General features: G+C 63.5%; 16 protein-coding genes and 1 pseudogene. 8 read left to right on the forward strand and 9 right to left on the reverse strand.

The window, feature by feature from the left end:
- The 3 genes and pseudogenes from ACT4OC_RS27490 to ACT4OC_RS27500 all read left to right on the forward strand — a co-directional run.
- Positions 1-812, forward strand: an 812-nt coding sequence (locus ACT4OC_RS27490) for a hypothetical protein (protein WP_444842199.1), incomplete at its 5' end; no start/stop codon positions are given.
- Between the two features lie 686 nt (positions 813-1,498).
- Positions 1,499-2,722 (forward strand): tyrosine-type recombinase/integrase, encoded by a 1,224-nt coding sequence (locus ACT4OC_RS27495; RefSeq protein WP_444842200.1) that lies wholly within the window; start codon positions 1,499-1,501, stop codon positions 2,720-2,722.
- A 215-nt stretch (positions 2,723-2,937) separates the two neighbouring features.
- Positions 2,938-3,924, forward strand: a pseudogene (locus ACT4OC_RS27500) (IS91 family transposase); the annotation flags it as partial.
- Positions 3,925-4,434: 510 nt separating this feature from the next.
- On the opposite strand, the gene ACT4OC_RS27505 reads toward ACT4OC_RS27500, so the two are convergent.
- Together ACT4OC_RS27505 and ACT4OC_RS27510 are read right to left on the reverse strand one after the other, a co-directional pair.
- The gene (locus tag ACT4OC_RS27505) at positions 4,435-5,763 is read right to left on the reverse strand and encodes an FHA domain-containing protein (protein ID WP_444842201.1); all 1,329 of its coding nucleotides are present in this window, start codon (positions 5,761-5,763) and stop codon (positions 4,435-4,437) included.
- A complete protein-coding gene (locus ACT4OC_RS27510; protein ID WP_444842202.1) occupies positions 5,760-7,295 on the reverse strand; it encodes a hypothetical protein in 1,536 nt (511 codons plus the stop codon). The genes ACT4OC_RS27505 and ACT4OC_RS27510 overlap by 4 nt, the downstream gene beginning before the upstream one ends.
- Before the next feature lie 211 nt (positions 7,296-7,506).
- Here ACT4OC_RS27510 and ACT4OC_RS27515 point away from each other — a divergent pair, with 211 nt between their 5' ends.
- Entirely contained in the window at positions 7,507-7,782 is a 276-nt protein-coding gene (locus ACT4OC_RS27515) for a hypothetical protein (protein ID WP_444842203.1), read from the forward strand.
- 21 nt (positions 7,783-7,803) lie between these two features.
- Positions 7,804-8,076 carry a hypothetical protein gene (locus tag ACT4OC_RS27520; protein ID WP_444842204.1) on the forward strand — a complete coding sequence of 91 codons (273 nt, stop codon included), beginning with the start codon at positions 7,804-7,806 and terminating at the stop codon, positions 8,074-8,076.
- A 1,647-nt stretch (positions 8,077-9,723) separates the two neighbouring features.
- On the opposite strand, the gene ACT4OC_RS27525 is transcribed toward ACT4OC_RS27520, so the two are convergent.
- The 6 genes from ACT4OC_RS27525 to ACT4OC_RS27550 form a co-directional block, all read right to left on the reverse strand.
- Positions 9,724-10,788, reverse strand: a complete 1,065-nt coding sequence (locus tag ACT4OC_RS27525; protein ID WP_444842205.1) for a hypothetical protein — start codon at positions 10,786-10,788, stop codon at positions 9,724-9,726.
- Between the two features lie 62 nt (positions 10,789-10,850).
- Positions 10,851-11,504: a YfaP family protein gene (locus ACT4OC_RS27530; protein ID WP_444842206.1), complete on the reverse strand. Its 654-nt coding sequence runs from the start codon at positions 11,502-11,504 to the stop codon at positions 10,851-10,853.
- 6 nt (positions 11,505-11,510) lie between these two features.
- Complete coding sequence (locus tag ACT4OC_RS27535; RefSeq protein ID WP_444842207.1) at positions 11,511-12,293, reverse strand: MotA/TolQ/ExbB proton channel family protein; 783 nt, start codon at positions 12,291-12,293, stop codon at positions 11,511-11,513.
- Between the two features lie 19 nt (positions 12,294-12,312).
- Positions 12,313-12,699, reverse strand: coding sequence for an FHA domain-containing protein (locus ACT4OC_RS27540; RefSeq protein ID WP_444842208.1), 387 nt, complete (start codon positions 12,697-12,699; stop codon positions 12,313-12,315).
- A complete protein-coding gene (locus tag ACT4OC_RS27545; RefSeq protein ID WP_444842209.1) occupies positions 12,696-13,535 on the reverse strand; it encodes a PP2C family protein-serine/threonine phosphatase in 840 nt (279 codons plus the stop codon). Before ACT4OC_RS27545 ends, ACT4OC_RS27540 begins: the two co-directional genes overlap by 4 nt.
- Positions 13,536-13,537: 2 nt before the next feature.
- A complete protein-coding gene (locus ACT4OC_RS27550) occupies positions 13,538-14,224 on the reverse strand; it encodes an FHA domain-containing protein (protein WP_444842210.1) in 687 nt (228 codons plus the stop codon).
- A 405-nt stretch (positions 14,225-14,629) separates the two neighbouring features.
- Between ACT4OC_RS27550 and ACT4OC_RS27555 the strand changes: the two genes are divergently transcribed.
- The 3 genes from ACT4OC_RS27555 to ACT4OC_RS27565 all read left to right on the forward strand — a co-directional run bounded on the left by ACT4OC_RS27555 (position 14,630) and on the right by ACT4OC_RS27565 (position 21,562).
- Positions 14,630-16,021, forward strand: a complete 1,392-nt coding sequence (locus ACT4OC_RS27555) for a serine/threonine-protein kinase (protein ID WP_444842211.1) — start codon at positions 14,630-14,632, stop codon at positions 16,019-16,021.
- The gene (locus ACT4OC_RS27560) at positions 16,018-20,541 is read left to right on the forward strand and encodes a tetratricopeptide repeat protein (protein ID WP_444842212.1); all 4,524 of its coding nucleotides are present in this window, start codon (positions 16,018-16,020) and stop codon (positions 20,539-20,541) included. Before ACT4OC_RS27555 ends, ACT4OC_RS27560 begins: the two co-directional genes overlap by 4 nt.
- 283 nt (positions 20,542-20,824) lie before the next feature.
- A complete protein-coding gene (locus ACT4OC_RS27565) occupies positions 20,825-21,562 on the forward strand; it encodes a phospholipase effector Tle1 domain-containing protein (protein ID WP_444842214.1) in 738 nt (245 codons plus the stop codon).
- Between the two features lie 42 nt (positions 21,563-21,604).
- Here ACT4OC_RS27565 and ACT4OC_RS27570 read toward each other — a convergent pair.
- A partial coding sequence (locus ACT4OC_RS27570) for a transposase (RefSeq protein ID WP_444842213.1) occupies positions 21,605-21,804 on the reverse strand: 200 nt, incomplete at its 5' end.

Genomic DNA, 21,804 nt, shown 5'->3' on the forward strand with positions numbered 1-21,804 from the left:
GGGTCAGTCCGCTGGTCGTCGCACCCGCGGTGCGAAAAATCATGAGTTGGATGGGCGACGTTCCACTGCCGGAACGGCCGTTCCGGCAGCTGCCGGTGAGACCGCTCCTCGACCCGCCCCCGTTCTACGGCTCGGTCATGGTCTACAGAGGCAGCGACTCCATCGTGCCCGGCCGAACAAAGATTGACGATTACAACGCCACGCTCGGGTACCGGGCAAGGGGTCATTGCGGCGTGCCGTATGAGCAGTTGACGACCTCTCTGATCTGTCCGTGGACTTTCGACTTCCATGTCGATTTTGACACTTCGGTGTTTGAAAGCAGATTTCTTCATGCTTCCTATCAGCCATTCCTGGATCAGATCAGACGCGTTCCGGGGGTAGCCGCGAGCCTCAAAACCAGCTTTGGCCCATTCGCCCTCGTCGGAGAGGTGAATGCCGCGACCAGAAGTGCGTCGTTCTTCGATGGACTCGGCATCCCCAGACACATGTCACCGATGACTTGGCAGGTTTCGCTTGCCTACCAGTTCGACTGGAATCCATGGGTGACCGAAATCGGCGCTCAGGGCGATTTCATCTCGATCGCATATTCCGGCAGCAAGGACATGGCGGGCGTGATGATACTGCAAAACGGCGTACCGACCCGGATCGGATTCGTCCCGCAACACCGACTGTTCCTCACCGCCGGCGAGTGGGTGATGGACGGGCTGAAGGTCGCCGTCGAATATTCAGCCAACTGGGACTATTCAACGAACGCCGGCGGCACGGGCAAGCTCGCGCATGGTGGGTTCGGGCTGCTCCAGCTGAATTTTTGATTCCAGTGACACGCGCTGCCCGACGCGCTCAAATGCTGCGGACTCGTGAAAACGAGACAAGAAAAATCCAGCGGAAGCGCGGCAGATCGTAGTTTGCTCGTGAGGGAGACGACGCCCCCCGCGCCAATTTAGTGTATGTTTGTTGAATGGATGTGCAGGGCTGGGGCGTGGGCAACAAGTCCTTCTGGTTCAGTCGCCAAAGAGCCCTCACGAGCCCGCTGCATCGCGCGAAGGCACGCCCGAGGAAAGCTCCGACAGCTGCCGGTCTGATGAGGTCAGCGGACCTCGACGGAAGTGGCCCGGAAAGGAAACTCGTGAGCACAAAGAACCGGGGCGTTGGTCCTCCAGGGCAATCGCACCAGTTTCGCACCAGAAACGGCCCAGCTGAAACGCGACGAACGCGATCGAACTCGAACGAAAAAACAGCAAATTCAACGAACGCGTCCTCTATCCTCCCGCTCATAACGGTCTGGTTGCAGGTTCGAGTCCTGCCGGGCCCACCACACCGTTGGTCCGCCAGTGTTCTCAGCCATTCGTCGTCATCCGCTGGAGCGATGTTTCTGACTATTTTCCAATAGCCTATGACAACCGAGCGTCCGCCAACGTTCGCGAGATGTTCGCTAACATCCCGACGTTTTGTTGGCACATTTGTTGGTATCTTGTCGAAGCCAAAGCGAGATACCAACATGCCGCTCACGGATACGAAGTGCCGGAATGCCAAGGGACAAATCAAGCCGCGCAAGCTCTCCGACGGCGGTGGCTTGCACCTCTTGGTCAATCCTGACGGAGCCAAATACTGGCGCTTGGCCTATCGGTGGCATGGCAAGCAACGCACCCTTGCAATCGGCGTCTATCCGGCCATTGGGTTGATGGAGGCGCGCGCTGCGCGGGCTGAAGCCAAACGTAATCTTGCTGCTGACATCGATCCTTCCGTAGTGAAACAGGAGCGTAAACGAGCTGCGAAGATTGCGACTGGCAATACCTTCGAAGCCGTCGCGCGCGAGTGGCACGAAAACTGGAAAGGTGCACGTAGCCCCTATTACGCCGCGCAGATCCTCCGACGCCTGGAGGCGGATGCTTTCCCGGCGATCGGTCGCCGCCCGATTGCGGCGCTCGAACCGCCAGAACTGCTGGACATGCTGCGCAAGATCGAGAAGCGCGGGGTGAACGAAACGGCGCGCCGGCTAAAGCAGCTCGTCGGACAAATATTCCGTTTCGCTATCGTGACTGGCCGCGCGAAGCGGGACCCCTCCGTTGATCTCAAGGACGCTTTACGAGCCACCGGAGAACCGCAGCGTCACAGAGCGATGCCGCTTTCAGAGCTGCCAACGTTCTTGCGGAAGTTGGAGTGTTACAGCGGCGAGCAGCAGACCAAACTTGCATTGAAGCTCGTAACCCTGACGTTTCTTCGAACGACCGAGCTGCGCGCCGGCAAGTGGAGCGAACTGGAGAACCTGGATGAAAATTCCGCTGTGTGGCGCATTCCAGCCGAACGCATGAAAATGCGCCTGGAGCATCTGGTGCCTCTTTCACGCCAAGCCGTCGCGGTATTGCGCGAGCTGCGCGCGCTTTCTGGCGGCAGTCCCAACATCTTTCCTTCGCCCGGAAAAGGCGACTGCATGTCCAGCAACACCATGCTCTATGCCATCTACCGGATGGGATATCACGGCCGCGCCACAACACACGGTTTCCGCGCCGTCGCTTCCACGATCCTGAACGAAACCAATTTGTTCAACCGAGATTGGATCGAACGCCAACTTTCGCACGTAGAACGAAACGAAGTGCGACGCGCTTACAACGCGGCGGAGTGGATGCCTGACCGTCGAAGAATGATGCAGTGGTGGGCAGACCATATTACAGCGTTGGCTCTCGAAGGCGATAAAATCGTTCCGTTATCGCGCGCGGGCTAACTAAATGCCTTATCCTCCGAAGGCGAAGTCGGGTGCGCCACTTCGAAACTTACATTACGCCGATCGCCCTCGTTCCTCCGCGGTGCCTCATTCGTCGTGCTCCGCGTCCAGGTGCCGGCTTGGTACCACGCGGGCGGAGATTCGTTCGGGGCGCGGCACTTCGCTGCTAGCGCGGTGAAGCAAGGCCATGCCACTCGGTCCAATCCATCATGGGCCCGAAGTGCCAGGGAGCCGCGGCCAAGGACTGGCTCGCCGACCGCGAGGCCGAGCTGCTGCCGGTGCCGTACTATCACGTCGTGTTCACGCTGCCGGCGGCGATTGCCGACATCGCCTACCAGAACAAGGCCGTCCTCTACGACCTGCTGTTCAAGGTCTCGGCCGAGACCATGCTGACGATCGCCGCCGATCCGACGCACCTTGGGGCCCGGATCGGCATCACCTCCGTGCTGCACACCTGGGGCTCGGCCATGACCCATCACCCGCATGTGCACATGATCGTGCCAGGTGGCGGCATCTCACCCGACGGCCAGCGATGGATATCGTGCCGACCCGGATTCTTCCTCCCGGTGCGCGTGCTCTCCCGCCTGTTTCGGCGACTGTTCCTGGAGAAGCTCATCGCCGCGCATCAAGCCGGCCGCCTGAGCTTCTTCGGCGACAACAGCAGGCTCGCCGATGCGCAATGCTTCGCGGCTTATCTCGCGCCGCTGCGCAAGGCGGAATGGGTCGTCTACGCAAAGCGTCCGTTCGGCGGACCCGAGGCGGTGCTGGCCTATCTGTCGCGTTACACCCACCGCGTAGCCATCGCCAACAGCCGCTTGATCGCCTTCGACGAAGGCGGCGTCACCTTCAAGTGGAAGGACTATCGGATCGAGGGAAGCGATCGATACAAACGCATGACGCTCGCCACCGACGAGTTCATCCGCCGCTTCCTCATCCACGTGCTGCCCAAGGGCCTGCATCGCATCCGCCACTACGGCCTGTTCGCCAAAGGCGCTTGCGCCGCCAACATCGCACGCGCCCGTAAACTGCTCGCCGCTGCAAAACCTGACGACCAGCCCACCGCTGCCGCCGTCGATCCCAGCAAGCCGACCTGCCCATGCTGTGGCGGTCGCATGATCATCATCGAGGTGTTCGCGCGCGGTGCAACGCCACGGCACCAGCCGACGGCTCCAACGAACCGCATCAGGATCGACACCTCATGATCGCGTCACAGTCCCGCAAATCTGTTTGTCGTGCTCGCCGCCTCTGCTCCGGCCACGGCAGAGCGCGCCCAGATATCCGCCAGCCGTCGCAAATCGTCGGACAACCTGTCGAGCTCGATGCTATCTGTCGCGGATTCGTTAGCGGCTTCACCGTCGCAGAACTCGTTGTACCGCCTCGATCTCAGTCAGCGAGCTCGCCCGCGGCGCTCAAATCACCATAGCGCCTGCCGCACTGCCTTACGTTCCCTCAAGCGCGGTTTCCTCCCTTGGAGGCTTTCGGACGCCGGCCGCCGAATATGCCGCGCCGTCTCTCAAGCGGCCGGCATCCGAAACCCTTCACAGGATGCGACGCAGCCGTCGGGAGGATGGCGTTCGCGGATGTGTTGTTACGGAACAAGTCGGCCAGAGACCTACCAACGCAATCGCGGCTCGGCTTGCCGGGTGAAGTATGGTGTGCTCGCCCTCAAGCCCTTCACCTGCACGATCCTGGGACGTGACGCACAACCTCATTCACGCCTCGAGGATACAGAAGCGCAAACCGCGCGAGCCGATCGAAATGACATCGCCGTCGGCCAACATAGCACTGGCGATCCTGTGGCCATTGACTAGCGTGCCATTGGCACTCGACTGGTCAGTGATGGAGAAGGCGAGGTCACCGACCTGCTGCACGATGGCGTGCGAACGCCCGACAGTCGGTTCGTTGATGACAAGATCGTTCTCAGGGCTGCGACCGATGCGCAGGAACGGCGCGGTAAGCGGATAGTGTCTGCCGCTCTGCATGTCCTCGATAACTGCGGCAGCACCAACGCCGGGTGGAGGCGGCCGCGCAGCTCTCTTTCGCGTCCCGGCGAGGGCCGCGGCGCCGAGCAGCGCGAAGATCATGCCGCCGGCCACAACGACGCTCATCGTATGCGCGTGCCAGAGATAGGCGGCCGTGTCGCGGGTGGAGGCGGCCGCAATATTCGCGGACGTGGCAATGTCGATGCGGCCGTCGCCGTAACGGATCTCGGCCTGAAGCTCGCTCCGCGAATCCCACAGGAACTTGCGCGCGCCGCCGAGCGGGAAACGAACCTGCGCGCCGCTGTTGAGCAGCGCGAAGGGATCGCCGAGGAAGGTCGCGATGTCCTTGTCGTTCACAAGTTGGCCCGCAGTCGATTCGGCGAGCAGCGCCAGTGCCGTCACATCGGCGGCGCGTCCGGGCGCGATCAGGAAAAAAAGCGAAACGCCGAGCGATTGCGCCAACGTTGCCACGTCACCAAGCGCGACCGCGCCGTCATTGTGGCCGTCGGTAAGAACGAATACGGCGCGGCGATCGGCGTCGAGCGCACCCAACGTGCGGATCGACGAGACCAACGCCCCGGACAGGTTGGCCTCTTCATCGAGCGGCGGAACGGCGGCGAGCAACGCCAGTGTCTCCTTCGCGTCGCCCCCTGTCGGCACGAGCAGATGCCCTTCCAGCGCATAGACGGCGAAGCCGAGCTGGACGTGGGTCGGCTTGCGCGCGGCGAGCAGCAGCATTGCCTGCTTGAAGCGCTCGATCTGCTCTTCACGCTGCGTGCCGCTGACGTCGAGCAGCGCGATCGCCGCAACGGCCTGACCGGCGCCGGGATAGGGTTCGACCGTCGGAATGCCGAGCGGACGGCCATTATACGTCGCTGCAACCTGATCGATCGGACGGGAGGGCTTGCGCAGGAATCGCCAGCGCACCAAGGCTTCGCTGCCGGTGACAGTCAGCTCGGCGAGGATGCCGTCCTGCGCCTTGACGATCGGCGCATCGGCAGCGCGGGCCTGCGGACCAATCGCAGCGGCAACGGTTATGATGAACGCGAGCCGCCTCATTGCTGCGGCTTTAAAATGACAGGCGGCGTCCGCGAGAAGCTGTCGCCCGGAAACTGCTGCGGCAGATCGAACAACGGCCTGAACTCGCTCAAGTGCATGTACATGTCGTAGTCTTCTCGGATGTTGCGCCCGAGGCGATCGAGATTGGGACGGAAAGTATCCTGGCGCCTGAGATCGATCGACTCCTTGACAAAGAAACCCTGCTCGACAGCCTCCCTGGCCTTCAAGATGGCCTCGCCGGTGTCGCTGGCGCCGGGAATGGTGCCGACCTTGGCAGCATTGCCGGCATAGTCGAGATAGCTCGTCGCCTTGTCGCGCAAGGTGGTGGCGTCGCTGGCACGCTTGAGCGCCTCCGCCGCCTTGGCCGCGGCCTCGACCTGACTGCCATAGGCGCCGAACGTCTTGGCCGCGTTGGTGACGCCGTCGCGCGCATGCTGCCAGGCCTTGTCGTAGTTGCCGCCCTGGCCTTCGTAATAGGCCGCCAACGTGTTGGAGCTGGTCTGAGCGATGCTGAGAACCTGATCGGCGCTCTTAAGACCCTTCATGACCTGCGCGGAGACGGGGAACGCGCCGGACTCGCCGCGATTTCCCATCAGCTTGCCAGCACGGTTGGCGATGTCGATCGCGGTCGCGCCCGCCTGGGCCACATCGCGCGTGAGCTGCACTTCGGCTCCAGCAGTCGCCACGAGATCGCCACCGCGGCGCGCCGCACGCACGTCCGCGACGCTGCTGGCGATCTTGAGCGCGGCATCGATCCCCTCGCCCAGGCCCTTGCTGACCTTGAGCGCCGTCGTCTCCTCGGCCTTGCCGGTCTGCGGCGTGGTCCAGCCGCGGAAACGGTCGACGCCGGGAATGCCGCGGTTCAACCGCGAAGTCTCCTCGACCGCCTTGTGCATATCGCGCACGAGCTGCGCCTGATTGGCCGCGGCTTGGATCTGCTCGTCGGATGTCTTTGGCAGAGTGGCGGCGGGCGGCGGCGCTGCCGCCGAGCCTGCCCCTCCACTGCCGCCGGGCGCGGAAATTCCCGAGCCGCCTGACAAGTTGGGCAAGGGCCCCCCCGCCACCGCGGGCGCTTGGGTGAACGGCACTACCGGCGCGGTCGGCAGCGCGGAAGGAAACAATTCGCCGGCAACCTTGACACCCTGATCGGCGACGCCGCGCACCGTGATGTAGAACTTGGCCAGCGGCACGCCGCGCGCGGAGAACCCGTAACCGATCATGTCGACGAGATTGACGACGGCAAGCCCGCCACCGCCGATGACGCCCTGCAGCGCCGCACGGTCGCGCTCGTGAATATAATTGACGTATTCCTTCTTCAGATCGTCGTAGGTAGCCATACGCGCGAGGGACTGCTGGCGATAATAGCCTTCATTTTCGGCAAGCTTGCCCATGATGTCGCGCGCGCGCCCGAGATTGTCGCGATTGGCTGCGGGCAGGCTGGCAAGCGTGGCCTCCTTGCGCAGGATGGCGAGGCCATCCGCGCGAGCCTGCTCCCAATCGACCGCGCGAGCTTGCTCGCGCAAATTCGCCATCAAAGGCCGCGATGGGGATGACGCCGCCGCTAGCGGTGAAGATGAGCTCGACTCTGTTGGCGACGATGCCGGCGCGGCAGCGGACTGCGACACGCTTTGCAAGGCACCCGGTGGCGCGGCTTTCGGCGGCGGTGACGGCCTCGCGATTGCAGGCGGCGGGACCGGAGGTTGAGCCGTAAGCGGCGGCGGCGGCGGCGGCGATGGCGGCGGCGTGGCGGTCGTCGTGCTGACACTGACGGGTGGCGTCGGCGGCACCACAGGCGGCGGGACGCCGAGCGATTGGGCCAGCGTCGGAAAATCGAGCTTGGCGAACAGATTGACGCGCAGTCGCGGCGGCGATCCAGCCACAGGCGCCCCGGATGATGAGGACACTGGTGTCCCGGATGCGCCGGACGAACCAGCCGCGCTCGATGACGCCCCCGACGATCCAGCTGAATTCGACGAAGCGCCCGCAGCACTTGACGATGTTGACGTGCTGGCGCTTTGACCGCCCGAAATCTGGCCGCTCATGACGCCCGACGACTGCGTTCCGCTGGGTGCATGCGACGAACCGCCGACATTTGACGCCGCGCTTTGCGACGATCCCGCCTGGGTGTTGCCCGGCACGCCCGACGCGGTGCTAGCCGATGACGGCGTCGCCGCCGACGCGCTGGCGCCGGCTTGCTGCGATCCACCTTGCCCCGGCGCGCTGGATGCCGAGCCGCCGGCGCGTTGCGTGACGATGCTGCTTGCTGAATTTGCGGCTGCGGCATTTCCACCGGCCGGATTTCCCGCAGGCTGATGGCCGCTTGTATTGTGTCCGGCACCGCTGCCGCCCGATGCCGGGCCGGGAGTCGTCGAGGTGCTGCCGCCGACGCGCGAGGCGCTGGTGCCGGAGGCGTTCTCATGAGGACGGCTGCTGGACCGCTGCGCGCCCTTGGCTGACCGCTGCGTATCGCCAGCGGGCGCGTCGCCTTGCGCAGCGTTGCCAGGCGTCGGTCCTGACGCGCTGCTTCCCGTTCCCGTACCGCCTTCTGCGCCGGATAATGGCGCATTGCCAACGCCAGCACCGCCCAGATGATTGGCAATGCCATCGCCACGCACGGTGCCGGGCGCAGCACTCGTTATCGCGACGCGGCCCGACGATGCCGAGGTGCCGATCAGCGACGAGCCAGAGCCGTCTGCATCGGTCGCACGCGCAGCACCTGCGCGTCCGACGCCGCTGCCGCCACCCGACACTGACGCGCCGCGAACGCGCGCGTCGAACTGCGCAAGTTCGACGTGGCCGGGGGTCGTTCCGACGACAGGTGCATTGCCACCGGACAATGGGCGGTCATTGCTGCTTGCAACGACGCCAACTCCGCTTTGGCGTGATTCATTCGGCGCCACGCGAGACAATGGCTGAGAACCGGACTGCGAATGGCCTGATGCAGTGCCGGAAGGCGCGCCCTGACCTGCTTCCAGACTTGTGTTTGTGGCTGCTGCGCTCGGCGTCTTGCTGCCCAGCAAGGCGGATTTGGCATCGCCCCCGGCAGCGCCACTATCGGGGACAGGCATTGCGACACGATCACGAACGCTTGTTGACGAAGCTCGCAGTGCCGGGGCGCCTGATGACGGCGCGCCGGGACGAGCGGCGGCCGCTGATCCGCCGCCACTTGAGGGGCGATCGGTCGAAGCATTCGTTGCGCCGCCAGGCGATCCGAGGACGGAAGGTGTATCCGGTGACGGCGATGCGCTCTGACCGGCTGGGCCGGGGATTGCACCGCCGCCTGTTGCGGCCGGAGCCGACACAGTCTTTGTATTGCGATCCTTGGTGTTGGAGCCCTTGGCGGCGCCGCTTTCAGGCCCCCTGGCCCCACCCTTCGTACTTCCCTTCATGTTTCCCTTGGCATCGCCGGAGCCGTCGCTGCGCGACGTGCCCTGTCCGCCACCCGTCTGGCTCGGATTGCCGGCGCCGCCGCCGGCGACCGCGGTCTGGGAGCGCTGGTCGCCGCCTTGATAGGCGCGGTCGGTGTAGTTGCGGACATCGCCTTGCCGCGCCGCGGTGCTCGGACTGACGCTGCGCAGAAAAGGCCGTGAGCCCGCGCCCGCGCCGGGATTGGGGGCAATCTCGCCGGGCTGCGGACGCGCCCAGTTAGCCTCTGCCGGCGTCGTCATCGTTGCGGACGCGGGCACATCAGTGATGCCGGGATCGCTCGATTCCCATTGCACGTCGGGCTCGAGTCTTGCCGAACTGACGTCGCGCAGATAGGGACGCGGAGCGGCCGAGCCCTCAGGATTTTGCGCTGTCTCCTGCGCCGACGGCCTCGTCCAATCATAGGTGCGGGCGGTATCGTCCCGGCCGGCGACGCGGTCGCCGGACGCCAACGGCTCGGCCTGCGCAAGCGGCGCACAGAGCGCGAGCGCTCCGACGACAGCTACATGTACAAAAAGCCTGCACATCATGGTCTCACAGCAAGTGGATGGACCACAGGGTCCCGCCGCCGACGACGTAGAAACCGAAGCCTCTCGCGCGGCTCAAAACCGATTTGGGCACGCGACACGTCACCTGCGTGATGCCAACGCGCGCAACGCCGGCCTTGACCTGCGCCTGGATCGGCTTCGCCTCGTCGAAAATCCATTCGTTGCGACCATTGGCGCTGGCGCGCTGCGCGCCACAGCCGAACCATTCGAGCGTCACGGATGGCCGTTTGCTGCCATGCGCAAGCGAGAAATTCATGTAGTCTACGCTGTAGACGAACACGTCGCCGTCGTCGGCACAATTGATGATGCCATTGGCTAACAACGTGTCATTGCCGGCGCTGGCCGCCTTCAGCGGAATGGCATTGCGCGCGCCCGCGCAGGCTGGAAAGTTGGCGCCCCATTCCGCCTGCTCGACAGCGAGTTTCGGCACGTCGGGCTTGTCCGGCGCGCTCGGCGTAGCCGCGGAGACCGAGAGCGCCGGCATAGGCGGCAAACTGTCCTGCTGGGCGGGGCGCGGGGCGGCGGCGCTCTCGACGCGCGACTGCAGCAGGATCGGCCAGAACACGCCGCCGCCAACGGCGTAGAAGCCGAAGCCACGCGCCTGCATCAGAACCGCCTTCGGCACTCGGAACGACAGATTGGAGATCGCGACGCGACGGCCGGGCGCGGGAATCTGGACGCGGATCGGCCTGACCTCGTCGAAAAACCAGTCGTTGCGGCCATTAGCGCCTGCGCGCTGCGCGCCGGCGCCGAACCATTGTAAGGAAGCTTGCGGCCAGTTGCCTCGCGGATTCAAAAGGAAATTGATGTAGTCAACCGCATAGATGAAGGCGTCACTGTCGTCACGGCAGGTAACGATGCCATTGGCGATGACGGTGCTTTCGGGGCCCGCAACGCGAAACGACACCGGCGTCCTAGCGCCGTTGCAGCTTTGGAAACCGGAGCCCCAGTCCTGCGCGAGGAAATCGTCGCCCTCGGCGCTGGCATCGAAGCCGGACGCCATGACAGCAAGTACCAGCACGGCTAGACCCAGCGCGAGGACGCGCACCATTCGCGCCGACCCGCTCGCTCGCTGTCGAAGCCCCCCGCCCGTGCACACCAAACTGCTCCCATTCAGGGATCGAAACGTGCATCGACGCCGCCGCTTTGGTTCACGACCACCTTCGCTACTGGGCGAAGCTTGTGCGTCTCGGTCAATGTAACATTCGGCAAATGAATGCGTCCATTGCGGTGGAACACATTTCCTCTCACCTCGACCGGCTGGTTGCCCCCTGGCGAGCCGTAATAGTCGTAGGCGATGGTATAGGTGCCGGCCACGGCTTTAGGGTGCTGCCACAACTCGACACCCGGCCCGCGGGTGTTGTCGTAAGAGAGCTGTGCCTCAGTGGCCGGGAAGTCGCGCTTGTCGCGGTTGCTTTTGCCCCAGAAGAACTTACGGCCCTCGGGATCGGTGACGTGGAGGTCGACGTCGAAATTGCCGGCGGAGCTCCATTCGACCACGACGACGAGGAAGGTCGAGGCAAGCGCCGCCTCGCATGTGGCGAGCGCGGCGGTCTTGGTCGCGAGCGACTGCTTGGCCTCGCTCTCGGCCTTCTTGCAAACCTGGAGGTCGCTCCTGGTTTCCTTGAGATCGACTTCGGCCTTCTGTGTCTTCATGTAGTTTGGAAACAGGATGACGGCGATCAGGATGAAGCCGCCGAGCGCTGCCGCAAACAGATCCAGCACCGACATGCTGAATATCTCGATATTGCGGTTCGGACGCCTCATGTCGGGCTATGCCGCTACGAACAGGCGGTTGACAAGATTGTCGAGACAATATTGCCCGGCGCGGTTAAGCGCATGCTCCTCGCGCGACTGGGCGATGTTGGTGAGAAACACCAGCAGCGCGGCGAGTAACAGCGCGAGGAAGGTGCCGTCGAACGAGATGGCGAGACGCCGCGTCACCTCGTTGAGCAGCAGCGCGTTCTGCGCGTTTGCCGGATCACCGGCAAAGGCGAGCGCACGCCCCATGCCGATGACGGTGCCGATAAAGCCGAGCGAAGGAACGAGCCAGGTCAGATAGCGCAGCATGTTGTAGCGAAGGTCGACCTCGTGGAGGTACATCTCCATGCTGGTGTTCAGGAGCGAAGAGGCCTGGTCGATCGAGCGGCTCGACTGGAACTGGAGAATGGTGCGCTGGATCAGCCGCGGCAGGAAGCAATTCGACGCAAACGAGGTCGAGCGGACTTGCCGGTAGATTTCGCCAAGATCCTGCGCCTGCAGTACGGTACGCTCATCTTCGGGCAGATAATTGCGGCGCAACTGGTCCTGCTCGGCGCGGCCGGCGCGGAAGCGCACGAACAACTCGCCGCAGCCGACCGCGAACACCACCCAGATGCAGTTCTGCACCGAAAACGGATAGCCGATGCCGCCGCGGTCGAGCAGGACCTTGGCGAGCTCCTCGGGCAGGACGAAATGCAAGCCGGTGACGACGACGACGCCGACCAACGCGCAGCCGGCGGCGATGAGCTGGCGATGCCGCTCAAGTCCTCCGGTCTCAATATTCTCCCCCGCCATCGAATGCCCCCCGCTTCTTCTATTCGCGCCGGATGATCTCGCCTGTTTCCGGATCGCGCTCCAGTGCTGCGCGCTTGACCGGCTCCCTGGAGGACGGCGACGCCGGCGGAGGCTTTTCGTCAGCCGGAGCCGACGCGCGCAGCTTCTCGATCACCGCCGACATCACCGCCCGAACGGAGGTGTCGTGGCGGCCAAGCCTGATCTGATCGTCGATCGAAACCTGCGCGGTCGTAATCTGCTTCCATTCCTGCCCGCTGCGCACAAACGTGCCGTAGGTGCTTGCCGAATCGACAAGCAGGAATTCACGCTCCGATTTCACGACGAATTCGGCGTGGCGGCGCGAAACCGTCGGATCCGCAAAGACCACGTCGCAATCAAGGCCGCGGCCGAGCAGGAACGATTTCATGACAGCCGCCAAACCGACACGCCCGCGATGACCACGAGCAAGATCAGAGCGGCGATGCCGACGGTACGCGACCTGATGAATCCAGCCGCGGCGCTAGCGGAATTTGGTGGCGGCACCGCCACCACCACCGCACAATTGTCCTGATTGGATTTCTGCCGGTTCTCGACTTCGGTCAAGAGCGCGCGCGCCGTGGCCGCCGCACCGGTCGCCGCCGCGCCGCCAGCAACGCGAGCGATGTCGCCTTCCTTCAGCGTCAATAATCCGTCGGAGGCGAGAATAATGAACTCGCCGTTGCGCAGGCGGCGCGGCCTCGATTTAAGATCGACCATCGCAACCGGCTGGCCGTTCAACACCGATTGCAACATATTGGCGATTGCTTTCGCTCCTTTCGCGACCGCAGGACGAAGGGAATGATCCTCATTGACGCGCTCGATGCTGCCGCCGTGAACGAGCCACAACGGCGAATCGCCGACGCTGACCCAGGTCAGACCCTCGGGCGACAAATGAGCGGCGACGAGTGTCGTGCCCATACCCTCGGTGTCGGGATCGTCGGCCTGGCCGCGCGCGATGCGGGCGTTGGCCTCGTCGAGCGCGGACTGAAAGGACGCCGCCAGCGCGTTGCCGGCGGCGCGGTGCGCGGTAAAGGACGCCACGAACGCATCTGCGGCGAGTCGGCTCGCGGTGCCGCCGGCGGCGTGCCCTCCCATGCCGTCGGCCACCACCAGTAGCCACGCCTTTTCAGCCGCGAGCCAGACCGAACGGAAGGAATCCTGCTGCTCCTGCCTGCGGCCCTGAATGGCGGCGCCATGAACGTCGGTCGCAACCCCGGCCGACATCGTCACGACCAGTTGAAGCGATCGCCGCAAAAGCGCACGAAGCGCAGTTGCGTCTCGCCAACCAAGATGGTCTCGCCACCCGCCAGCTCGACCGGCGCCATCACCACCTCATTGTCAACATAAGTGAGGTTGCGAACCTCGCCTTTATTGAGGAAGAAACGTTGCGACCGTGGATCATAGATGATGACGGCGTGGCGCTCGCGCGAAATCTGCATGTCGCCGAAATCAAGGCGCAGCTTCTGGCCGAGTGCGCGCCCGAGCGGATTGGCGCCCGCCCCGATCTCCACCGCGCGACCCCGGCCAGGACCTGCGATCACCACCAGCCAGCCGACAACGGGATCGACGTCGTTCGCAGCAGCTTGAGACGGCGAGACCAAGCGCGTCACCTCATCGGCGGGTGGAGGCGCAGTGTGCTCGACAGCGTTATCCGGGCGCCGCAACATCCGCCGGGATTCGTCGCGGGGTACCCGTGCGCCGACTATCCGCGTCGGCTGCTCGTGCAAATCGTTGGAAGCGTCCGGCTCCGCGACCGCCCGCGCCGCCGGCTCGTTACGCGCCGGCCATGACAGACGCTGCGACCTCGGCCGGTCTATTCTCACTGTCTTCTCGTTGGCCGCAGAATCGTCTTCCGCGCCCCTACGGCGCGAATGGGGCTCTGCCGAGGGCACTTCCCCGGATTTGCCGAACATGCCCGAAAACCAGCGTGCCATGGCGCGGCAACCCTCGAAAACGATCCGATCAAACCACCCGGCAAAGCTACCGGCCCGTAGGCATTGGCCGACGGCCGCGACCCCATCGCGATCCGCCCGAATGGGCCATGGAGCCAACCTTCGGGGCAAGTGGACCTGACGTCAAGTCGGCGGCAACCGGCGATGCCGATTGGGAACGGCCAGAAGGCCGAAGAATCCATTTGATTTCCATATGGTTTCATAGTCGAAATGACCCGCCGAAGCGGCGCGGTCATTCCTGTTGAAGTCATTGCACAACGCGCGCGACCCGACTTTTTGGGGGTAACAGACGTGAACGAACGCGATTCTCCGCTGCGAACGAAGCCGAGCGGTCACCATTTCGCCTTGCCTGCGGGCACGGCTCTGATGGAATTCAGGGTCCAGTCCGTGCTCGGCCATGGCGGCTTTGGCATCACCTATCGCGCGCTCGATACGGTGCTGCGCGAGGTAGTGGCGATCAAGGAATACTTCCCCAACGAGCTGGCCGGCCGCGTCTCCACCGCCACCGTGCGCGCAAAATCCGACGGTGACCGCGAGGATTTCGAACTGGGGCTGGAAGCGTTCATCGAGGAGGCGCGACTGATCACGCGCTTCCGCCATCCCAATATCGTGCACGTGCGCCGCTTCTTCGAGATGCACGAGACCGGATACATCGTGCTCGACTACGAGCGCGGCGAGACGCTGACCAAGCGTCTGAGTGCGGGCCCGATGCAGGAAGACGAGTTGCGTAGCATCCTTTACGGCGTGCTCGACGGGCTCGATGTACTCCATGAGCGCGCAATCCTGCATCGCGACCTCAAGCCCAGCAACGTCATCATCCGCGAAGATGACGGATCACCTGTCCTGATCGATTTCGGTGCGGCGCGGGACTTCCGCGAACGGCACAGCCGCAGCATCACCGCGATCGCCGCGCCCGGCTATTCGCCGCCAGAGCAATATGGCGTCGGCGGCCAGCAAGGTCCGTGGACCGATATTTACGCGCTCGGCGCCATCGCCTATCGGTGCGTCACCGGCAACGCACCACCGGATTCGCTACGGCGGCTTCGCAACGATCCGATGATTCCGGCGGTAAAGGCGGCGAGCGGCAAGTATTCTGCGTCGCTGTTGAAGACCATCGACTGGATGATGGCAATCGAGGAAAGCGACCGCCCCGCCTCGGGTGAGGCGATCCGCAAGGCGCTTGAGGGCGGCCGCATCAAGGGCAAGAAAAGAGGGGTCAAGACTGTCGCGCTGGCTGCGAGCCTTGCCGGCGTGCTGGCAACCGGCGCACTCGGCGCGGTCTATTCGGGACAAATCGCGACACTGACCTGCGACCATACCGGATTGTTGTGCGCGATGAGGGCGCCAGCACAAGCCAGCGTTCCGGTGGCGACTCCGGCGGCAGCAACATCCTCCGCAACGGTGGCCGCGCCTTCCACACCGGCGCAGGCCATAACGCCCGCGGTTGCGCCGCCAGCAAGCGCGCCCGCGGTTGCGGCGATTCCGCAAGGTCCCGTCAACCCTGCTCCCGTTGCAACACAGCCTCCGGCCGCCACCGCGGTCGCGCCACCCCCGCCGCCGCCTGCCCTGCCGCAACTCGTAACCGCCGCACCCGGTCGCCCGGCCGATCCCGCGCGCCGCCTGCTTCCCGATGAGATCGCCTGGAACATGCTGCGCAACGGCGCCGACGCCGACCAACTCAAGCGCTTCATTGCGCAGTTCCCGAACAGTCCGTACCGGACAGAGGCGACGATGCTGCTGTCGAAGGTCGCTCAATGAGCAAATTCCGCGCGCGACCCCTCGCTTCTGTATGTCTTGTGGCGCTGATGCTCGGCACACCGTCTGTCCGCGCCGAAGTCTCGGAGACGGTGCGCGAGGCGCTCGAAAAGGGCAATGCAGCGGTCCAGCAGCGGCAATGGACCCAGGCCAACCAGCATTTCAAGATTGCGACCGAATCCGACAGCTCCGCGCCGGAGGTGATGATCGCCGTTGCGCGCTTCAGCGACGCCAAGGGCGGCCGTGACTTGCCCGCCATCGCTTGGTATCGCGCCTATCTTGCGGCGCAGCCCCATGCCAGTGCGCGCGATCAGATCCTGGCGCGGATCGACTTGCTCGAGAAGCGTCTCGCCAACTCCGCACGCGCTGCCATCGAGCGGGCGCTCTCGACCTCATCGAGTCTTTCCAGCAACGACCGCCCGGGCTGGCTGGCAAACATCGCGGTCGCACAGGCGAAGTCGCAAGATTTCCAGGGCGCGCTCTCCACCGCGTCGAGTTTGCGTGCGATCATGAATCCGTACAGCGAGGACCCCTACGGCCAGGTCGCGAACGCTCTCGCCCAGATCGGGGATCTCGGCGCTGCCGACGAGGTGATGCGGCGCGTTGAACAGAGCAAGCGCTCGGCTGCGTACCGGCAGCTCACCTACACAGTGGCCTATGCAAAGAAGATAAAGGAAGCGCTGAACTACGCTTCCCAGACGAGCGGGAGTGATCGCATCAGCGCCTACTCGTCAGTCGCAAAGGCGCAATCCGAAACCGGCGACCAGAGCGGCGCGCGATCGAGCCTCACCACAGCGATCGACTCCATGCGTTACATGGAGGCTAACACGCGCAAACCTACTTATTTCTCCCTCGTGGAAACCGCCGCGGATATCGGCGAGTTTGAGACCGCCAGGCGCCTCTATGCGGAAGGTGCCAAGCTTTACAACCCGAACGACCGCTGGGAATCCTATTCGCTGAACTCCGCGCGCTGGCAACTCGCCAAAGGTTACGCCAAGTGGGGCCGGGTCGACGAAGCCACGGCCATGCTGCCGCAGATATTCCCCAACAACAAGGATCCTTCAGTAGCCTGGTACAAACCCTCGCTTGAGCGCGACATCGCCGCCGCACGAACGAGGGAGACCGAGAAGCAAAGGGCGGTTGTGGTTGCCCAGATCAAGGAAGGCAAACTGCTCGAGGCCGATGCTGCACTCTCCAAGGCGCCGGCGACGCTGTCATTTGCGGCCTCGCGTATCGCGATGGCGAGAGCCTATGTGGAGCGGCGCGATCTAGCCGCAGCGCGCAAGCACATCGAGCCCGCAGCAGTGGCGCTGTCGAAGGCAAGTGTGGCGGCGTACGATTCGGCTTACAGCTTCACCCTGGCCCGTCTTCAGCTTTTCGATCTCTATGTCGATATCGGTGACCTTGCAGCAGCCAAGCGCATTCTCGACGCCACGGCCGGCACCATCGTGAAGCTGGCGGATGCCGAGCAGAAGCAGTCCCCCATCGAATATCTTACCCGCGGCTACAGCCGGCTCGCCGGCGTTACCGCGGCCACCAAGAATTTCGCAGGCGCGAAGGCGTTCGCACTGGAAGGAATTAAACTCGCGGCGCAGGCGAAGCCGTCCTCGCGCGCGCAGGCACTGGCCAACTTGTCATCGCTCAGTCCGCAGATCGGTATCGGCGCCGACCTAGCAGCCACCCTGCCCTCGCTGCCCGACGGCTATTACAAGAAGAACGTCGCCAGCGCCGCCATCCGACACTTTGCCGAACTCGGCCAGGAGGCTAATGCGCTCGCCGCGGCAAGCCACATCGGCGATATCAACGATCGCAAGTCGGAGCTGTCGAGCGTGCTAAGCAGATACATCAGCGCCAAGAGCTGGGCCAAAGCGCTGGTGCTCGCCAACGAGCCTGCGACGGCGGGCCGGCTGTTGCCGGAAGTCGCGGTCGGACTAGTTAACGACGACAAGACCGCCGACGCCATCGCGCTCGAACCGCGTTTCACCATGTCGTCGAGCGAGGCGGGCTCCTATTTCAGCCGGCTTGCGAGCCATCATGCCAATCGCGGCGACATCGATGCCGCGGTGACAACGTCAACGCGGATCGTCTCGGTGCCGAGCCGGATTACCTCGCTGCTGTCAGTGGCGCAGACGGTCAATTCGCTCGGCGGACGTCCGGCAGCGCAGGCCATCGTCGACCGGGCGATGGCATTGGCAGCCGAGATGAAGACGCCGCTGGAACGCGCCGAGATCTGCAATTCAATTCGTTACTACCTAAACTCCCTGCCGAACGACAACAAACCGGACTCCGGCCGGCCCCCTGAAGGCTCCTGCGTGGCCGAAGCGTTGGCGATCACGGACCCGAAGAGCCGGCTGTCGCCGTTTGGCAATGCATTGTCGTCGTATTATCCGACGACGCAGCCGATCATCAGCAGCGCCATCGCTCCGCTTAGGCCCGCCGTCAGCCGGCTGATGACCGAGGCCCATACGAGCGACTCCCGCGACTCCTACATCTCTTATGCGCTGGGCGCGCTGGCTCGCGAGGGCGCGGTCGAGAAAGCGATCGATCTCGGCTTTCAGATTCTCGAAAATCCGCTGTCCTACGCGCCGTTGAGCGCCGCAGCAACGTGGCTGACCTCAGCCGGCGACACCCAGGCCGTGCTCAGACTGGTCGACCGCGTGGCCACGAGGACCGCCACGCTCGCCGAAGCAAGTCTCAAGGACTCCGCTTTGTCGAGCGCTTCAAGTCTCGCCACCCAGGCGGGCGATTTCGAGCGCGCCATAAAGCTGGCATCGGAGATTACCTCACCGGGTAACCGTGTCGGCGCGTTCGTGTCGATAGCCAATTCGGCTAATTCGCGCCAGAAGTTCGACGTCGCGCTCAATGCACTTGATCGCGCGATAGCTGCCGACAAGCAGTCGGAGTCGCATCATTACAACTCCTCGTTCGCCTCGATTGCGATCCAAGCCGGACACAAGAACGCCGAGTCGTTCGTCGAAACATATTTCCAGGACAAGAGCATAACGCCATCGACGCGCGTCAGCTTGCGTAACACTCTGATCAACAGGCTGTTGGAGCTTAAGCAGTACCAGCGCGCCGCCACGCTGATTCCCGCACAGGAAGCTGATCTGACGCAGCTTCCGGCCAACGAGCGCGCGCCCAGCCACTACTATTCGATATCCTGTGCGACGGCACTAGGGGCGCTGGGCGACACCGCGCGTCTCAACACGGTGTTCGCGAATGCGCCACTTCCCGAGGAAAAGATCGCGGTGCTGCTGGCGGCGATGTCCGGGTTCCTCAAGGCGGAGAACAAAGATGCCGCGCGGCTGGCAGTCGAAAGCGCCGACAAGTTGGCGCCGACCATTTCCTCTGCCCAGACCAGAGCGTCGAATACGTTGTCGATCGTAAACGCCTACAACCAGATCGGCAATGCCGAGGCAGCACGCAAGGCGCTCAACCGCGCCATCGAGCTAAATCCGTCGATCACCGATGTGGCGACGCGGGCATCCCAACTCAAATCGATCTCGAACTATCTGGCGCGCGCCGGAGATCTCAACGGCGCACGCAGGACGCTTGCGCAATCGCTCGAAGTCATCAAGATCAGCCGATCCGACGCCGCCGGCTGGATCGAGCACAACGTCGCGACGTCGATAGAGAGCGTCAATGGCGAGGAGGCAGAACGGATCGCACTGGCGATCTCCGACCCGCGCTGGCGCGCATCGACGCTGCTCTCATTCGCGTCGGCCCGACGCTCGCGCAACGTCCCGGACCCGCTTGCGATCCTACGCCAGATGCAGCCGCACCCTGTCGCTGACACTTTCTTTGAATCGCTCGTCAGCACGGCCGTCGGCAAGCTGGACTTCGACGCTGCGCGCGAACACCTCGCCCGGATCTCGCATGCCGGCAGGCGCGACAAGCTACGCCGTTTCGTTGTTCTCGCCCAGGCACGCGCCGGCGGCGTCGCGGTTGCTCTGGCCGACATGGTGGCGATCACGGACAAGCCGCTGCGCGCCTATACTTTCATCGATCTCGGCGCGTTCCTGCAGACCGTGAAAAGCGAAGCCTCACAGCAGAACGCCTATTTTGCGCAGCTCTGCAACTTTGAGGCGATCAAGCTAGCTGACGCGATACCCGATCCGCTGCTCAAATCCGATCTGCTGGCGGCAGCCGCCGCGGCGCAAAACCAGATGGAACAGGGCTCAGGCACGGCAGCGCAAGCCAAAGCCGTCGCCGCAGCGGGCCAGATCGGTGACGAACGAGCGAAACGCTACGCCCTACAATGGGCGCAGGGATTGAAGGTCGCGCAAAAGCCGGACCCCATCAATCGGGAGGAGTCCAACGCCTATATCAGCAAGGCAAGATATTCGCTGACCAACGACATGTATATGGACCTCGAGGCCCATATCGATTCGTTCGCGACCAGCAACCCGGGAGATCGTATCTCGAAGCTGACGAACATCGCCACCTCGTTTACCGAGGAGGTCCGCAGTTTGAAGAAGATCGCGACCGACTTCTCGCAAAAGCGCAAGGCGTTGGGAAAGTGATCTCGGGACGTGAGATAAGGCCAGGCAAGCTTCTCGATCGCTGCGATCTTTTCGTCGCAAAGACGTTTTGAAAGATCGGTGCGGCCTTTAGGACCCAGCGCGGTTGTGTTCTGACTGCCTGGCGTCCGGCGCAGCGCCCAACACCCCTGCCCGATCCGCGGGGCCTCCGTTCCGGTAGGGAGATGAATCGCAAATGACCGTACACCGTTGAGTCCTTTCCGTGATACAATCTCCGATTACTTGGAACTTTTGTGGCGAGCAGCATTGAAATGACAAACGTATTATCGTCCTGTCAGATGGCACGGGCAACTCCGCTGCGAAAATTTGGCGAACCAACGTTTGGCGGCTGTTTGAAGCCATCGAGAAGCAAAAGTCCAATCAGGTTGCTTTCTACGACGATGGTGTCGGCACCTCGCCATTTAAGCCACTAGCCCTCATCGGCGGCATTTTCGGCTACGGGCTGAAACGAAATGTACTTGAATGCTACAAGTTTATCTGCCGAAACTATCGGGAAGGCGACGAAATCTATCTCTTCGGGTTCAGCCGCGGTGCTTTCACCATCCGCGTTTTGGTCGAGCTGATCGAAGCACAGGGGCTCATCAGATATTCGAACAGCGAGACTGAGCTTAACCGGCTCGCCGCCGCGGCATTCCGCGCCTACCGGGCAAAACTGCACACGATTTTTCGCATTGAGCAGCCGTTCCGGTTGCTGCGCGACCTCCTGCTGCGCACTCCCTATCACAAGCTACCTGTCAATCCGAAGCGGCCCTCGATTCAATTTGTCGGCCTGTGGGACACAGTATCCGCGTATGGCCTTCCCCTAGAGGAAATGACGCGCATTGTAAGTCTTTTCTTCTTCCCCCTAGAACTTTGTTCAGATCGGCTTCCGCCGTTTGTTAGCAAGGCTTGCCACGCACTGTCGCTCGACGACGAACGAAAGACCTTTCATCCCCTACTCATTCGCGAGACTCCGGAAGACATCTGCAACGGGGCGCTGATCGTGTCCCCGTGCGTGGTGTAACTGGCGGTGGGGCACCGCGTTCGCCGGCAAGAGCCGGGCAGGTCAGCTGGCGATTGCCGGAAGGCTGACGGTTGGATCATCGCTCAACGGCGCGATGGTTTCCAGCGTCATGTAACGGGCGCGCTGGACGGCCCATTCATCGTTCTGTTCGAGCAGGATCGCGCCGATGAGGCGGACGATGGCGTCTTCGTTGGGGAAGATGCCGACCACCTCGGTGCGCCGCTTGATCTCGCCGTTGAGGC

The organism is Bradyrhizobium sp. (assembly GCF_052389815.1).
Lineage (GTDB): Bacteria > Pseudomonadota > Alphaproteobacteria > Rhizobiales > Xanthobacteraceae > Bradyrhizobium.

Coding starts and splice junctions, on each gene's coding strand:
- ACT4OC_RS27555 (WP_444842211.1), top strand. CDS start 14,630: ATGGAATTCAGGGTCCAGTCCGTGCTCGGCCATGGCGGCTTTGGCATC.
- ACT4OC_RS27495 (WP_444842200.1), top strand. CDS start 1,499: ATGCCGCTCACGGATACGAAGTGCCGGAATGCCAAGGGACAAATCAAG.
- ACT4OC_RS27530 (WP_444842206.1), bottom strand. CDS start 11,504: ATGAGGCGTCCGAACCGCAATATCGAGATATTCAGCATGTCGGTGCTG.
- ACT4OC_RS27540 (WP_444842208.1), bottom strand. CDS start 12,699: ATGAAATCGTTCCTGCTCGGCCGCGGCCTTGATTGCGACGTGGTCTTT.
- ACT4OC_RS27545 (WP_444842209.1), bottom strand. CDS start 13,535: ATGTCGGCCGGGGTTGCGACCGACGTTCATGGCGCCGCCATTCAGGGC.
- ACT4OC_RS27560 (WP_444842212.1), top strand. CDS start 16,018: ATGAGCAAATTCCGCGCGCGACCCCTCGCTTCTGTATGTCTTGTGGCG.
- ACT4OC_RS27550 (WP_444842210.1), bottom strand. CDS start 14,224: ATGTTCGGCAAATCCGGGGAAGTGCCCTCGGCAGAGCCCCATTCGCGC.
- ACT4OC_RS27505 (WP_444842201.1), bottom strand. CDS start 5,763: ATGAGGCGGCTCGCGTTCATCATAACCGTTGCCGCTGCGATTGGTCCG.
- ACT4OC_RS27535 (WP_444842207.1), bottom strand. CDS start 12,293: ATGGCGGGGGAGAATATTGAGACCGGAGGACTTGAGCGGCATCGCCAG.
- ACT4OC_RS27525 (WP_444842205.1), bottom strand. CDS start 10,788: ATGGTGCGCGTCCTCGCGCTGGGTCTAGCCGTGCTGGTACTTGCTGTC.
- ACT4OC_RS27510 (WP_444842202.1), bottom strand. CDS start 7,295: ATGGCGAATTTGCGCGAGCAAGCTCGCGCGGTCGATTGGGAGCAGGCT.
- ACT4OC_RS27520 (WP_444842204.1), top strand. CDS start 7,804: ATGACGCCCGACGACTGCGTTCCGCTGGGTGCATGCGACGAACCGCCG.